Consider the following 15,083-nt stretch of genomic DNA (forward strand, 5'->3'; position numbering starts at 1 on the left):
CAGCGTTCGTTCTGAGCCAGGATCAAACTCTCAAGTTGATGTCACAACACCATGCCAAACCCAACCCCAAAAGGCCAAATCCAACACAGCGCAGAACTTCAGGAGCCGATACCTGCATTTCAAACGTAATGGATACGAAGGACATACAGACTTCGGCTTGATTTATACTGCCATCCAGAGCCCAAAGACCCCCGGTAGCAGGCGCCGTCGCCCACATGTCCCTTCATCTAATCAACAATGTCAAAGAACCACCGACAAATGTAGGCGGCCAATCACCCTCCCTCGATACTCTCGAGGGGATGACTGTCCGTCCATTTTTGGCGACCAGGACGGTTAAGTGCCGGAAAAACAGCGACACCGTCTTGGTGGACCGGCATATATGGGGGGTGTGCCGAGTGGTCAACGAGATTCTGTATTTTTTTTGAAATGCTTTGATAAGCCATGGAACAATAACGCTTATTGCCCTCCGATGCAGCCATTGGCTGGCTGGGGCGGGGACATTTCGCAACGACTCTGTCGTGGCGGTCCTGCTTGCTATGCCCGGGTCAATCCACACGCTTTGTTTACCGCAAAAAGGTACATCGGCCCGACGCCAATCCCCCCATATGGATGAACCATGCCCCCTTCTGCACCCAGCATCAGCGTGGCCATGAGTGTCTATAATGGTGAGCGATTTCTGGCGGCAGCGATCGAAAGCGTCCTGGCGCAGAGCCTTGGCGATTTTGAATTCCTGATCCTCGACGATGGTTCGACCGACGCAAGCCGGGCGATCGCGTGCCATTACGCCGCACGCGATGCGCGGGTTCGGGTCATCGTGCGCGAAAACCGTGGTCTTGTGGCCAGCCTGAACGAATTGCTGGCGCAGGCCCGCGCACCGCTGGTGGCGCGCATGGATGCAGACGACGTTTGTATGCCGCAACGGTTCGAACGCCAGATCGCGTTTTTGACAAACCATCCCGAAGTCGGCGTCCTGGGCACCTGGACTGACGATATCGATGAATACGACGCCGCCTATCCGCTTGATGCCGCAGACCACCCGATCGATCATGAAGGCTTTGTCAGGGCGGTGCAATGCGGTGCGCCGTTGCTGTGTCATTCTGCGGTGATGTACCGCCGCGATCTGGTGCTGTCGGTTGGCGGGTATCATCCCGCGTTTCGGCATTGCGAGGATCTGGACCTGTGGCTGCGATTGGCGACGATCACCCGAATCGCCAATTTGCCCGAACGGCTGCTGCAATATCGCCATTACAGCCAGCAGGTGTCGAGCAGACACGCGACCGAACAGCAGGTCAACGCCGCCATATCAAGGCTTGCCTATGCCGCACGCAAGGCCGGTCGCCCCGATCCGACCGCCGGGCTGAACGCGTTGCCGGCGATCGACGCGCTGGACGCGGCATTCGGGTGGGCAGGCGCAACGCGCGCGGTCCGCGCCCGTGTCGCACCGGGGCTGTTGTATTCACGCGCGGGACTTGGCGACAACGGATTTGACATAGTGTGCCGCTTTATCCGCGATGGCGGGCACTGCGCCGGATTGTGGCGCACGGTCGGGCGACTGGTGCTGTTCGGTTATCCGTTGCGCGCGCTGCGGCTGGCCCTGGTGCTGGCCCTGCGATCCGGACCTGCCGCCGATGCCACGCCCGTGTGCGCCTCGGCATATTGACGCGATGACCGATACCCCATCGACAGTGGCGATCGAGCCATCGGGGCGCGAGCCCGCCGCAATGAGCGTACGCGGGGCGGCGGTATGGGCGATGGCGGGTCAATACCTGTCATTTGCCATCCAGTTCGTCGCCTCGGTAATCATATCACGGCTGTTTCTGACCCCCGGCGAAGTCGGCCTGTTTTCCATCGGGATGGCGACTGCGCTGATCGTTGCGGTGCTGCAGGATTTTGGACTGTCCCGCTATATTTCGGGCCTCGTCACGCTCGATCATCACGAAATTGCGCGCTGCGGCTCGGTCGCGGTGCTGTTTTCGGGTCTGATCGCAGTCGTCGTTGCGGCCACTGCCTGGCCCATGGCGCAAACCTATCACGAGCCGCGCCTGGTGCAGATCCTGCTGATCCTGGCTGGCAGCTATCTGTTCGTGCCGATGTCGGTGGTGCCCATGGCGCTGATGGCGCGGACCATGCAGTTTCGCGGGCTTTTTGCGGTCAATGTCGCCGCAGCACTGGCCCAGGGTGGCGTTGCGGTGGTGTTGGCAGCGGCCGGCTATTCCTCGTTTGCGCTGGCGTGGGCCACTGTCGTGGCCGCCGCGACGCGCGGGATCGTGGCACAAGCCATGCGGCCAAGCTGGCCCCGCCGGATGCGGTTCGACGGTATCGGCCAGGTCCTGGGCTTTGGCGCGCGCACCAGCGTGCTCTATCTGACCGGGGCACTTGGCACGCGCACCCCCGATCTGATTGTGGGCAAGGCGCTGGGGGTGACGGCCGTCGGGCTCTACAGCCGTGCGGTCAGCCTTTCGGACCAGTTCCGCATGCTGATTTCGGGGGCAATCGGCAGCGTGTTTTTCCCCGCCTTTGCGCGCATCCGCGATCGCGGAGAGCCGCTGGGTCCGGCGTACCTGCGGGTCTGCGCGGGCTATACCGGGGTGGTCTGGCCGGGCATGGCGGGGCTGGCCCTGGCATCTGAACCGATCATCCGGCTGCTTTTCGGCCAGGCCTGGCTGCGCACCGCACCTTTGCTGGCGATGATCGCGATGACCGAGGTGATGCTGATCGCGCTGCCGCTGGTCAGCGATCTGCCGATCCTGGCGGGCAAACTGAACCAGTTGCTGGTGCGCAATCTGATCGACACCGCGATGTCGGTGCTGCTGCTGGCGGTGGGCACGCATTGGGGTGTGCAAGGCGCGGCCGGTTCGCGGCTGGTCTATGGCGTGGTCTGGTTTGCGCTCTATTTCCGGTTCATGCGCCGTATCGTGGGCTTTGATGTCGGCGCTGTGATGCTGATCTATCTGCGCAGCGGCCTGGCCAGCATGGCGGCGCTGGCACCACTGGCGCTGACCTATCTGCTGTGGACCCCGCCGCACCTGGTTACCCTGGCCCAGCTAGGTCTGGCCACAGGTGCGGGCGTGGTGTGCTGGATGATTGCGCTGATCGCCTTGCGCCATCCGGTGCTGGATGAAATGCTGGGCATGGCAGCGGCTGTTCCACTGGTGGATCGGTACCTGCCGGCACGGTTCCGCCCGGCATGACCGCGACGCCCATGACCGACAGCCAATGGGCGTTGTCGAGTGCCATGATCGATCCGGGCGCAGGCCTGCGGCGCGAAAGTCCGCGGCCGTGCGAATTGCGCAATGCCGCTTACGCGGATCAATTCGACTGGGACACGCTGTTCTACGATTGCTATCGCGTGGGCCCGCATGTAGTTTTGCAGGGTCCGCCCTATCGCAATCTGATCGGCCCGCTGCTGGCATCGCGGCCGCTGGCGCAGGCCATGCGCCGCTGGCTGGGCCGCCCGTGCCATGTCGATCGTGACAAACGTGGCGAAGTGTGGCTGCGCAGCGACGCCAGTCACCTGATTCTGGCGGGCCCGATCGGCACCTATGACCTGCCGATCGGGCCGGACCTGTCGCACCGGTTTGCCGGACGCCGGGTCATCCACACCTTGTCAAAAGACAATGCCCCGCGCTGGATCCATGACTGGATACAGTTCTATCGTGCCGAACATGGGGCCGATGGCGTGCTGATCTACGACAACGGGTCAGCCCGCTATGGCGCCGCAGATTTGCAGGCCGATCTGCGCAGGGCATTTCCCGACATGGTGATCCATGTGGTGTCGTGGCCGTTCAGATACGGTCCGCAAGGCGGGCTGGCAGGCGCAGTCAACGGGCGCGAGGCACCGTGGGATTCGGATTATTGCCAGACGGGATCGTTGCAACATGCGCGCCTGCGCTGGTTGCGGCAGGCGCGCAGCGTGCTCAACGTCGATATCGACGAATTGGTGCTGGGCACCTGTGGCGTGCCGATCTTTGAGGCGACCGAACGCAGCGCAAGCGGCTTTATCAAGTTTGCCGGGCAATGGATCAGCGCCGCGTCGCCCGCCCCGGCGAACGCCCAAACCAGCCGCCACGCCGATTTCATCCATCGCGACCGGCGCGAAACGCGCGCCTGTCCGCCCAAATGGTGTATCGTGCCCGCACGCCACCATCCGCTGCGTACCAGCTGGTCGGTGCACAATCTGTTCGGATCGCGCCACAATCGCCGGATCGACGGCCGGTTCACCTATCGCCACATGATGGCCATTTCCGACAGCTGGAAGGAAGACCGTCAGATCGCGTGTCACTTCGATGCCGCCGATCATGTCGAAGACACCGCGTTGCGCGATGCCTTCGTCCGCGCCGGACTGGCCTGACCCACTGGGCTGTGGCGGGCACGCCGCGACAGGCGTATACCGGCGCCAGGGAGAGAACGAGATGCCGTTGTGCGCTTCGTCCGTGCGGGTGGCGCTGGCCAGCACTGCGCTGCTGATTGCCGCTGCCCCGGCGCAGGCCGCAAAGCCTGCCGAAAAGCCTGATGCAGCAAGAGTAGTGCCATCGGCGCTGCCGCCCAATGCCCCGCGCCATTTCGACGCAACCGAGGCCATCGCGCACGATCCGGCCACGCGCACAGACGGGTCCGACGACATTGTGACCCTGCGCCACGATGCGGCCGACCGCATGACCGTCATGGTCGAGATCGGCACGGTTGCCGGAACACACAGCGCGTTTGCGTTTCTGGTCGATACCGGAGCGGAACGCACCGTGGTTGCACGCAGCGTGGTCAATGCGCTGGGCCTGGTGCCCAATGGTCGCGGCCGGCTGATCGGAATGGCAGGCGCGCAGGATGTCGATCTGGTGTCGATCGAATCCATCATGCTGGGCAGGCGCAGTCTGTTCGGGCTGGCATCCCCGGTGCTTGATGCGCAAACCATCGGAGCCGACGGCATCATCGGACTGGATGGATTGCAGGGGCAGCGCATCCTGCTCGATTTCGATCACAACACGATGCTGCTGGGTACACCGGCCGCGCTGGGTGGCAATCGCGGGTATGACATTGTGGTGCGGGCGCGACGCAAGAGCGGTCAGCTGATCATGACCGATGCGCTGGTTGACGGGGTGCGCACCGACATTGTCATCGACACCGGGTCCGACACCACCATTGGCAATGCCGCGCTGGCGCGCGCGCTGGTGCGCGATCACCGCCAGGACACCGTGCAGTTGGTGTCGGTAACCGGACAAAAGGCCACCGCCGAGCTGGGCCTGGCGCGCACGCTGGCGCTGGGCGGGATGACGCTGAACAACACGCTGATCGCGTTCAGCGATGCGCCCCCGTTTGAAAAGCTGGGGCTGAGGCGCCGCCCCGCGCTGTTGCTGGGCATGGCACAGTTGCGGCTGTTTCACCGGGTGGCGATCGATTTCGCCGCACGGCGCATCCTGTTCGACCTGCCCGGTTCACCGCGCGGCTGACCATCGGGCCCACTGGCACTTCACCATAAAATCCCTATGTCAGGGCCATGCCCCCCGAAAACCCCCACACCGCTTCTGCCGATCGCAATCGCCGACACGATGGCTGGCGCACCTTGCAGCGATTTTTCCCCTACTTGTGGCCGCGCGACAATCCCGGGTTACGCTGGCGCGTGGTGCTGGCCTGCGCGTTGTTGCTGGTTTCGACCGAGATCAAACTGGTTCTGCCGTTCCTGTTCGAATGGGCGATCGATGCCATGAAGGTGTCGGGCCCGCGCCTGCTGGTCCTGCCGATGCTGACGGTCGTGGCCTATGCCGGCGGGCGCTTTGTCGGGGTCGGCTTCGACAATTTGCGCAATATCGTGTTCGAACGCGTCGGGCAGGAGGCCACGCGCAAGCTGGCCGAACATGTGTTTTCACGGCTGCACCGGCTGTCGATGCGGTTCCACCTTGCCCGGCGCACCGGCGAAGTGACCAAGGTTATCGAACGCGGGACCAAAAGCATCGACACGATGCTGTATTTCATGCTGTTCAACATCGCGCCGACACTGCTGAGCCTTGCCCAGGTGGCGGCGATTTTCTGGTTCCGGTTCGGCAAGGACCTGGTTGCGGCCACTGCCGCGGCGGTGGTTGCCTATATCTGGGCCACGCGCACGATTACCGACTGGCGCACGCATCTGCGCGAACGGATGAACCGGCTTGACGGACAGGCGCTGTCGCGCGCGGTGGATTCGCTGCTGAATTACGAAACGGTCAAATACTTCGGCGCCGAGGCGCGCGAGGAAGAACGCTATGCGCAGGCCACGCGCGCCTATGCCGATGCCGCCGTATCGAGCGAAAACAGCCTTGGCCTGCTAAACATCGCGCAGTCTTTTGTGACCAATCTGCTGATGGCCGGCGCCTTTGCCTACACCGTGGCGGGCTGGTGGCATGGCACGTATACCGCGGGCGAATTGGTGTTCGTGCAGATGTATCTGCTGCAACTGTTTCAGCCGCTCGACATGCTGGGCATGGTCTATCGCACCATCCGCCAGGGGCTGACCGACATGGCCGACATGTTCCGCCTGATCGATACGCAAGTCGAAGTGGCCGATGTGCCGGGCGCGCCCGCGCTGGTGGTCGGACGCGCCAGCGTCACGTTCGACAATGTCGTGTTCGGCTATGACCCCGATCGCACGATCCTGCACGGGTTGTCGTTCCAGGTGCCTGCGGGCAGCCGCGTGGCGATCGTAGGCCCCTCGGGCGCGGGCAAATCCACCATCGGCCGGCTGCTGTTCCGGTTCTATGATCCGCAACAGGGCCGCATTCTGATCGACGGGCAGGATATCCGGCTGGTGACGCAGGCCAGCCTGCGCGCCGCGCTGGGCATCGTGCCGCAGGATTCGGTGCTGTTCAACGACACCATCGGCTACAACATCGCCTATGGCCGCGAAGGGGCAAGCGCCGCCGAGGTCGAAGCTGCGGCGCAAGGTGCCTCGATCAGCGATCTGCTGAGCCGCCTGCCCCAGGGGTTGAACACCGAAGTGGGCGAGCGCGGGCTGAAACTGTCGGGCGGGGAAAAGCAGCGCGTGGCCATTGCGCGCACGCTGGTCAAAAATCCGCCGATCCTGCTGTTTGACGAAGCAACCAGCGCACTCGACACCCGTACCGAACAGGACATCCTGGGCACGATGCGGCTCGTTGCATCAAACCGTACGACCATTTCGATCGCGCACCGGCTGTCGACGATTGTCGATTCCGACACGATCCTGGTGCTCGACCAGGGCCGCCTTGCCGAACAGGGCAGCCATGCCGATCTGTTGCGGCACGACGGGCTTTATGCCGAAATGTGGGCGCGCCAGGCCGCGGAGAATTCCGAAGACGAACTGGCCGAGGCGGCGCAATAGCGCCCGGCCGCAAACACCTACCGGCCCGCACTACAACATTGTTTTTTTGTAATTTCCAAGGCATCGCGTGATATCGTCGAGCGGGCGATCGCTTTTGGGATGTCAATCCGATGCAACGCTGTCGCATGCGTCAGATCAGTGTGCCGGTGCTGGCGCGACTGGTGTGGTTGGCGGGGCCCCGGCAGCATGCGCAACGCCGTGCCTATGCCGCGGCGCGCTGGATTGCGCGTATCGACGCCAGGGTCCGGGGGCCGCGCCACCCCGGCAGAATCGCGATCGAGGCGATCGTGATGAATGACCTGATCTGCCAGTTCTGCATGTTCGATCACACCTTTCCGCTGACCACGCAGATCGTCGGCGGCCCGCTGCGCGATGCAGTGTGCGATCGCCCGCGCGGGGCCCTGATCGCGACAGTCCACACCAAGCTGGCACTTGCCGCCCACGGCGCTATCTGCGTCGACGGGAAACGCCCGCTGTTCGTCGGCTTTGGCGATGGCGACTTGCGCAGATGGAGCTGGGGCGCGGCGGATCTTGTCGAACGCATCGCGCCCGACGCGCCGGGCCTGTTTGGCCGGATCGGCGAAGCGCTTGCGGCCGGCCGGATCGTGATTGCCTTTGTCGATTATGCCCACAGCGGCAAAGAACGAACGGTCATTTCGCCCAACCTGTTTGCCTGGGCACAATCGCGCGGCATACCCATCCGGCCGATGCTGTCCACGCTGACCCGCAACGGGACCATCAGGATTGAACTGGGCACCGCGCTGCCCGGTGCGCAGCATGGCCCCACGCGCCACGCCGATGCATTTGTCGATTTTGTGACGCAGCGCTGGCCCCGAAGCTATACCGTGTGCCGCGCGCGAACCGCGCGGCAACCGGGCGCGATGATCAAGCCCCGGACTGTTTGATCACGTCAGCCGCGTGCCAGACAACGGCCTGCGCCACCTTGATGCAATCCATCCCGCCGTCCCAGGCCATTGTCGGCGATCCGTACAACCGCCAGCCCTGCGCCAGTGCTTCGGACACACGCTCGCAAAAGGCGCGGTCATCCTTGCCGGTCAAAAGGCGATAGATCGGGCGATCATCGGGGGTCTGGTGCATGGCGCGATCGTATCAGGCCACCGCGATCCCGCCAACCTGATCATCGCCATCATCGGCCGCGGTCAGTTTGCCGCTGCGCATCCAGCGCAGCACCGGCACCGCCAGGATGACGCAGGCAGCCATGCTGACCCCGGCATCCATGAAAAACTGCCCGGTTACATTACCCGCCAGCTGGTAACCCCAGCCATCGAGCGCCAGCATATAGGTATAAGGCAGCAGTGCCGCGGTGGTCAGCAGGCCGAATTGCGTTGCCGCAATCGGACTGCCGCGTCGGATCGATGCAAAAATAATCGCATTTTGAGCGACTTGTGCGATCGACTGGGCAATATTTTCACCGCACACCGCAATCAGATAGACCAGCCAGGTATGCGGCAGGCCGATCACCAGTGTGGTGAACACAGCGCCCGCGGTGCCCACGCCGATGTACAGCATCGGTCCGTGGACATGGCGCAGGCACCACCGCCCGAACAGCGCTGCGGCCATGCCGATCACCGTGGGGCCTATCCCGTTGGCAAAATCGACCATCTGCGCCGAAACGTGGAAATCGGGTCCCAACCCGCCAAACGCGTTGGTCAGCGTGAACGCCGCGCAGGGCATCGCCAGCAGCACCGCGATCCGCCACACCAGCGGGCGGCGGATCAGCACGCCGATGTCGCGGCCCAGATCGCCAAAGCTTTCGCGCACCGCCTTGCGCCCGTGGTCTGCCGACGGGATCAACCGCAGCACGACCAGCGGCACCAGCCCGATCACCCCCACCACGATCTGTCCGACGGGCGAAGGCAGGTGCGTGATCAACGGGTATTGGCAGAACGCCCCTATGCCGAACCCGACCCCGTTGCCGATCGTGAACCAGGCCCCGATGGCATCGTCCTGTTCCTTGGGCAGGGCCGCACCCAGCCATCCGCCAAGCGCGGTCGTCAGCATGACCAGCGCCAGCGCATCGGCCATCATCAGCGGCGCAATCAGCGGCCCGGTCGGCGCAACACCCAACATGATCGCGGTCAAAACCGCGACCAGCAGGCCAAGCGCATGCGCCCAGACCCTGCGGCTGACCAAAGTGTCAAGGATCGGTGCAACCGCAAAGGTTGCCAACGACGCCAGCCCCGACAGCGCGGTCAGGCTGGCAATCACCGGCTGGCTGACCGCGTGCGCCGCCATGACCTGCGGCATCGTCACCAGCACCCCGGCATAGCAAAAGCCATAGGCTGCATTCGACAGACCCATGGCCCAGACAAACCGGGGCCGAACCCGTGCTTCATCGATCATCGTGCGCGTGCACCCTTCGGGGCCAATCACGCCCGATGCCAAGTGTGCCGCAGGTGTCGGGATCGATCAACGGGCTTTGTGGGACGCACCCGGACAAAGGCACCGGGCGGGTTACAGGATGTATTTCGACAGGTCGGTGTTTGCCGCCAGCTTGGCCAGGCGGTCGGCAACATAGGCCTCATCGATGGTCACAGTCGTGTCGCCGCGGTCTTCGGCATCAAAGCTGATCTCTTCCAGCAGCTTTTCCATCACCGTCTGCAAACGGCGCGCGCCGATGTTTTCGATGCTGGCGTTCACCTGGGCCGAGGTGCGCGCAATCGCGCGGATCGCGCCCGGCGTGAATTCCAGTGTGACGTTTTCGGTTGCCAGCAATCCGCAATACTGTTCGACCAGATTGGCGCGTGTTTCGGACAGGATGCGTACGAAATCATCCTCGGACAGCGCCTGCAATTCCACCCGGATCGGCAGGCGCCCCTGCAATTCGGGCAGCATGTCGCTGGGCTTGGCAATGTGGAACGCGCCCGAGGCAATGAACAGCACATGGTCGGTCTTCATCGGGCCATATTTGGTGGCAACCGTCGTGCCCTCGATCAACGGCAGCAGATCGCGCTGTACGCCTTCGCGGCTGACCGATCCGCCGCGCACATCGCTGACCGCGATCTTGTCGATTTCGTCGATAAACACGATGCCACAGGTTTCGGCATTGATCAGGGCAACGCGCGCCACATCGTCCTGATCCATGCGCTTTTCAGCTTCTTCGTCGATCAGTTTTTCCCAGGCGTCGGGCACCCGCAGCTTGCGCCGCCTGGTCGCCTGGCGCCCCATCGCCTTGCCCATCATGTCCGACAAATTGATCATGCCGATCCCGCCGCCCATGCCGGGAATGTCCATCGGCATCGACGGATTGTCCTCGACCTCGATTTCCACTTCGACATCGGCCATCGCGCCTTCGACGATGCGCTGGCGAAAGCTTTCGCGCGTCGCCTCGCTGGCACCATCGCCCACCAGCGCCTTGAGCAGGCGGTCCATCGCCGCCTTGCTTGCCGCTTCGCGCACGGCATCGCGCCGGCGGGCCTTTTCCAGGCGGACCGCCTCTTCGGCCAGATCGCGCGCGATCTGTTCGACATCGCGGCCGACATAGCCGACTTCGGTAAACTTGGTCGCTTCGACTTTGACAAACGGCGCATCGGCCAGCCGTGCCAGACGGCGGCTGATCTCGGTCTTGCCGCAGCCGGTGGGCCCGATCATCAGGATGTTCTTGGGGCTGACCTCGTCGCGCAGCGCAGGATTCAGCCGCTGGCGGCGCCAGCGATTGCGCAGCGCCACCGCGACCGCGCGTTTGGCATCCTGCTGGCCGACTATGTGTTCATCAAGCGCGCGGACGATGGCTTTGGGGGTAAGGGCGTCATTCATGATCGATCAGACTTCTTCCAGCGTCACGCGGTCGTTGGTGTAGACACAGATGTCGGCCGCCACCTGCATCGCGCGGCGGGCAATCGTTTCGGCATCGCATTCATAACCGGCAATCGCGCGCGCCGCGGCCAGCGCATAATTGCCGCCCGATCCGATTGCCGCGATCACGCTGTCGCCGCCTGCGTCGTGGATCGCTTCGGGTTCGAGCACGTCGCCGTTGCCGGTCAGCACCAGCAGCGTATCGACATCGGCCACGATCATCAGTGCTTCAAGATTGCGCAGATATTTGTCGGTGCGCCAGTCCTTGGCCAGTTCGACCGCCGCGCGCAGCAATTGCCCGCGATGCGCTTCCAGCTTGCGCTCAAGCCGTTCGAACAGGGTAAAGGCATCGGCAGTGGCGCCGGCAAAACCGGCAATCACTTTGCCGCCTTCGCCCAATCGCCGCACCTTGCGTGCATTGGGCTTCATCACGGTGTTGCCCATCGACACCTGGCCGTCGCCGGCGATGACGGTGCGCCCGTTTCTGCGCACGCCGATAATGGTGGTTCCGTGCCACTGGATCAGGCCATGGCTGGCCGCATGGTCATTCATGCCAGCCGATATGGGGGGCACTCCGCGCCAATCAATAGCGCGGGTTTTTTGGGGTCCTGGGCCTGGCCGGTGCGGCCCCCCGCCCGATCACCTGCTGCATCGGGCCGGGGGCTGCGTCGTGCCGCTGCGCGGCAGGTATCAACTGCCGTTCGGGCCGGTCCCGCCGGGACGTCCGCCACCCTGGCCACCCTGGCCGGGTTGTCCGCCGGGCAGTGCGCCGACCGTGCCGATATTGCCGAACAGGTCTTCAAAAAAGCTGCGGTCGCGGCCCAGCGTCGGGGTCTTGTGCTTGTCGGGTTCGATCCGCAGCGCGTGTTCGACGCCATCGTGGGTTACGTCCGACACCGTGCCGCCGGCATCAAAGCCCACGTGCAGGATCGATCCGGCATGGATGCGCGGGCGGGTAAACGGGCGCTGTTCGGTGTCGAGCGAGATGTAATACCACGCCTGCTGGCCAAACTGGCTTTTCATCGTGGGCTGACCCAACGAGCGTTCGACCGACAGGCGGTTGTCCACACCCGGCAACACCGACTGGGTCAGCGCCGGGTCGACCAGGTAACCGCGGTGATCGCGAATCGTGCTGCATCCACTGGCGCACAGCAACAGCGCGCAGCCCAGTGACACCCTGAGGCTTGCCGCCTTCAGGCCCGCTGCCCGTGCCGGAAAACCCGACTGCTTGGTCCGCTCGATCCGCATTGCCACCTTTCACACCTGCCTGAACAGATAACTGCACTGCGGGTCGTTTGCCTTCGCGCCCGCGGTGCCTATATCACACGCCTTAGGCATCAAAGCGCATTCCCGCAATGCCGGGCAAGCGGTTTGATGCACCGGGGGCGCACCCCGGCAATCCACAATGGCCCCGCCACGGCGCGGCCCGATGACAAGGACGGAAACACCTGGTGATGTCGCGACTTGCGAAATGGCTGCGGCCAAGCCCCGACCCCCGCGAGGCGATTCGCCCGCTGTGGCACCGGGTGGTAGAAATTGCGCGCGAGAAGGAATGGTATCGCGATTGCGGTGTTGCCGACACCGTGGCGGGTCGGTTCGACGCGATCACGCTGATCCTGTCGCTGGTGCTGATCCGGATGGAGCGCGAAGACACGATGGCCGATGCCTCGGTCCGGCTGACCGAACTGTTCGTCGACGATATGGACGGGCAATTGCGGCAGGGTGGCGTGGGCGATCTGATCGTGGGCAAACACATCGGCACATTGATGAGCACGCTGGGTGGCCGGTTGGGCGCCTATCGCACCGCGCTCGACGAGGGCGAAGCCTCCACCACGGCGGCCGTGGCGCGCAATGTAACCATGCGCGAAGGCGGTGATCCGCTGCTGGTGGCACAACGTGCGCGCGCCTTTGCCGCAGGGCTTGCCGCAACGCCGGCGATGCGCCTGCTGACCGCGGAAATCGGCCGATGAGCGCGCGCATCGATCCTGAATGGGTGCGGATCATCGATGTCCGCCATCTGCCCGCGGCCATGGTGGAGGTGAGTGCCGACGAGGCTGAACGCCGCCGTCTGGCGGGCAGGTTCGGCCTGACCGCGATCGACCGGCTGGTCGCCACGGTGCGGCTGCAGGCGACCGACGCGAAGATCGTGGTGACCGGGCGCATCCGCGCCGCCGTGGTGCAGCCTTGCGCGATTTCGGGTGAAGATTTCGACGTGACGATCGATGAACCGGTCGATCTGCGGTTTGTGCCGCCGCGCGATCCCGCTGCACCCGACGAAGAGATCGAGATTACCGCGCTCGATTGCGACGAGATCGAATACGACGGGCTGAATTTCGATCTGGGCGAAGCACTGGCGCAAACGCTGGCGCTGTCGATCGATCCTTTTGCGCAAGGGCCCGATGCCGATCGCGCGCGCGCCGAACACGGGCTGGCCGGTTCGGGCGGCGGTGGCGCCTTTGACGCCCTGGCCGCCCTCAAGGGTCTTGCCCCGCAATGAGCGAACCCCGCAGCCGTGCCCCCGGCAGCCGACAAGGCGATCTGACACGCGGGCCGATCATGGGCACGCTGCTGCGCTTTTGCGCGCCCACGCTGATGGCCAATGTGCTGCAATCGCTGAACGGCACGGTCAATGCGATCTGGGTCGGGCGGATGCTGGGCGGCAGCGCACTGGCCGCGACCGCCAACGCCAATGTGGTGATGTTCCTGGTGTTCGCCGCCACGTTCGGATTCGGCATGGCCGCCACGGTCAAGATCGGTCAGGCGTTCGGCGCCGGCAATGTCGATGCAGCGCGCCGCACATTTGGCACGGCAATGGGATTTTGCGTTGGCCTGTCGCTGGTGGTGGCGGTGGCCGGGTGGATCGGCGCGCCCGCGCTGTTGCATGCGATGTCGACCCCGCCGGTGGTCTTTGCCTTTGCGCTGGCCTATTTGCGGGTGATCTTCATCGCCATGCCTGCACAGATGATCAGCGTGATCCTGTCGATGTCGATGCGCGGCGCTGGCGATGCCCGGACGCCGTTGCGCATGATGATCATTTCGGTCGTGCTTGATGTGGCGCTCAATCCGCTGCTGATCGGCGGCTGGGGACCGATCCCGGCGTTCGGCATTGCCGGATCGGCGCTGGCCACGACGATTGCTTCGACCGTGGCCATGCTGGCCTATCTGGTGGTGCTCTATGCCAACGATCTGCCTGTGCGCCTGCGCCGGAGCGAATGGCATTACCTGATCCCGCACCCGGCTGAATTGCGCTTTATCGTCACCAAGGGTCTGCCGATGGGCGCGCAGATGCTGCTGGTGTCGATGGCCGGGATCATCATGGTGGGACTGGTCAACCGCGAAGGCGCCACCGCCAGCGCGGCCTATGGCGCCAGCTTGCAGGTGTGGACGTATCTGCAGATGCCGGCACTGGCGATTTCGGCGGCGGTCAGCGCGATGGCGGCCCAGACCATCGGCGCGCGGCTGTTCGACCGGCTGGATGCGATCACCCGCGCCGGCGTCCTGCTGAATCTGGCCATGACCGGCGTGATGACAGCGCTGCTGCTGACGTTCGACCGGCCGGTGCTAGAACTGTTTCTGGGCGCAAACAGCCCGGCGGTCGGACTTGCCCGGCATATCCAGTTTCTGGCCAGTTGGAGCTATGCGCTGTTCGGGATCACCATCGTACTGTTCGGCACGATGCGCGCGGCCGGCACGGTGCTGCCGCCGCTGCTGGTGCTGGGGATCGCGATGTATCCGGGGCGATTGGGGTTCTATCACCTGGTCCACCCGGTGCTGGGGATGGATGCGATCTGGCTCAGCTTTCCGGTGGGATCGGCGATCGCGCTGGTGCTGGCCTATGCCTCGTACCGCCTGATCCCCTGGCGCAAGCGGGCAGAGGCGACGCGTGTGCCGCCGACACGCGAACCGGCGGTGGCCTGAAGCGTTCGCCGGGTGCATGCCC

General features: G+C 64.2%; 14 protein-coding genes. 9 read left to right on the top strand and 5 right to left on the bottom strand.

Annotation, left to right across the window (positions count from 1 at the left end):
- Nucleotides 1-616 precede the first annotated feature (616 nt).
- From G404_RS19260 to G404_RS0115010, 6 genes are all read left to right on the top strand, one after another.
- Nucleotides 617-1,660 carry a glycosyltransferase gene (locus tag G404_RS19260; protein WP_051280780.1) on the top strand — a complete coding sequence of 348 codons (1,044 nt, stop codon included), beginning with the start codon at nucleotides 617-619 and terminating at the stop codon, nucleotides 1,658-1,660.
- Between the two features lie 4 nt (nucleotides 1,661-1,664).
- On the top strand, nucleotides 1,665-3,191 hold the full coding sequence (locus G404_RS0114990) for an oligosaccharide flippase family protein (RefSeq protein ID WP_028641808.1): 1,527 nt from the start codon (nucleotides 1,665-1,667) through the stop codon (nucleotides 3,189-3,191).
- Nucleotides 3,188-4,351, top strand: a complete 1,164-nt coding sequence (locus G404_RS0114995; RefSeq protein WP_028641809.1) for a hypothetical protein — start codon at nucleotides 3,188-3,190, stop codon at nucleotides 4,349-4,351. The genes G404_RS0114990 and G404_RS0114995 overlap by 4 nt, the downstream gene beginning before the upstream one ends.
- 61 nt (nucleotides 4,352-4,412) lie before the next feature.
- On the top strand, nucleotides 4,413-5,444 hold the full coding sequence (locus G404_RS0115000) for an aspartyl protease family protein (protein ID WP_028641810.1): 1,032 nt from the start codon (nucleotides 4,413-4,415) through the stop codon (nucleotides 5,442-5,444).
- A 47-nt stretch (nucleotides 5,445-5,491) separates the two neighbouring features.
- Nucleotides 5,492-7,327 carry an ABCB family ABC transporter ATP-binding protein/permease gene (locus tag G404_RS0115005; RefSeq protein WP_028641811.1) on the top strand — a complete coding sequence of 612 codons (1,836 nt, stop codon included), beginning with the start codon at nucleotides 5,492-5,494 and terminating at the stop codon, nucleotides 7,325-7,327.
- Nucleotides 7,328-7,452: 125 nt separating this feature from the next.
- A complete protein-coding gene (locus tag G404_RS0115010; RefSeq protein ID WP_028641812.1) occupies nucleotides 7,453-8,232 on the top strand; it encodes a hypothetical protein in 780 nt (259 codons plus the stop codon).
- On the opposite strand, the gene G404_RS0115015 is transcribed toward G404_RS0115010, so the two are convergent.
- The 5 genes from G404_RS0115015 to G404_RS0115035 all read right to left on the bottom strand — a co-directional run bounded on the left by G404_RS0115015 (nucleotide 8,213) and on the right by G404_RS0115035 (nucleotide 12,391).
- Nucleotides 8,213-8,425: a DUF1737 domain-containing protein gene (locus tag G404_RS0115015; RefSeq protein WP_028641813.1), complete on the bottom strand. Its 213-nt coding sequence runs from the start codon at nucleotides 8,423-8,425 to the stop codon at nucleotides 8,213-8,215. The genes G404_RS0115010 and G404_RS0115015 overlap by 20 nt on opposite strands.
- Nucleotides 8,426-8,437: 12 nt before the next feature.
- On the bottom strand, nucleotides 8,438-9,691 hold the full coding sequence (locus tag G404_RS0115020; protein WP_156906318.1) for an MFS transporter: 1,254 nt from the start codon (nucleotides 9,689-9,691) through the stop codon (nucleotides 8,438-8,440).
- Nucleotides 9,692-9,802: 111 nt separating this feature from the next.
- On the bottom strand, nucleotides 9,803-11,104 hold the full coding sequence (gene hslU, locus G404_RS0115025; RefSeq protein WP_028641815.1) for an ATP-dependent protease ATPase subunit HslU: 1,302 nt from the start codon (nucleotides 11,102-11,104) through the stop codon (nucleotides 9,803-9,805).
- A 6-nt stretch (nucleotides 11,105-11,110) separates the two neighbouring features.
- Nucleotides 11,111-11,695 carry an ATP-dependent protease subunit HslV gene (gene hslV, locus G404_RS0115030; protein ID WP_028641816.1) on the bottom strand — a complete coding sequence of 195 codons (585 nt, stop codon included), beginning with the start codon at nucleotides 11,693-11,695 and terminating at the stop codon, nucleotides 11,111-11,113.
- A 138-nt stretch (nucleotides 11,696-11,833) separates the two neighbouring features.
- The gene (locus G404_RS0115035; RefSeq protein WP_051280783.1) at nucleotides 11,834-12,391 is read right to left on the bottom strand and encodes an outer membrane protein assembly factor BamE; all 558 of its coding nucleotides are present in this window, start codon (nucleotides 12,389-12,391) and stop codon (nucleotides 11,834-11,836) included.
- A 206-nt stretch (nucleotides 12,392-12,597) separates the two neighbouring features.
- On the opposite strand from G404_RS0115035, the gene G404_RS0115040 reads away from it, so the two are divergent.
- From G404_RS0115040 to G404_RS19265, 3 genes are read left to right on the top strand one after another with little or no spacing between them, the layout of a single operon-like run.
- Nucleotides 12,598-13,113: a ubiquinol-cytochrome C chaperone family protein gene (locus G404_RS0115040; RefSeq protein ID WP_028641818.1), complete on the top strand. Its 516-nt coding sequence runs from the start codon at nucleotides 12,598-12,600 to the stop codon at nucleotides 13,111-13,113.
- Complete coding sequence (locus G404_RS0115045; protein WP_028641819.1) at nucleotides 13,110-13,640, top strand: YceD family protein; 531 nt, start codon at nucleotides 13,110-13,112, stop codon at nucleotides 13,638-13,640. Before G404_RS0115040 ends, G404_RS0115045 begins: the two co-directional genes overlap by 4 nt.
- Nucleotides 13,637-15,061: an MATE family efflux transporter gene (locus G404_RS19265; RefSeq protein ID WP_051280785.1), complete on the top strand. Its 1,425-nt coding sequence runs from the start codon at nucleotides 13,637-13,639 to the stop codon at nucleotides 15,059-15,061. Before G404_RS0115045 ends, G404_RS19265 begins: the two co-directional genes overlap by 4 nt.
- The last annotated feature ends 22 nt before the right edge of the window (nucleotides 15,062-15,083 follow it).

Origin of the sequence: Novosphingobium acidiphilum DSM 19966, assembly GCF_000429005.1 — a bacterium.
GTDB lineage: Bacteria > Pseudomonadota > Alphaproteobacteria > Sphingomonadales > Sphingomonadaceae > Novosphingobium > Novosphingobium acidiphilum.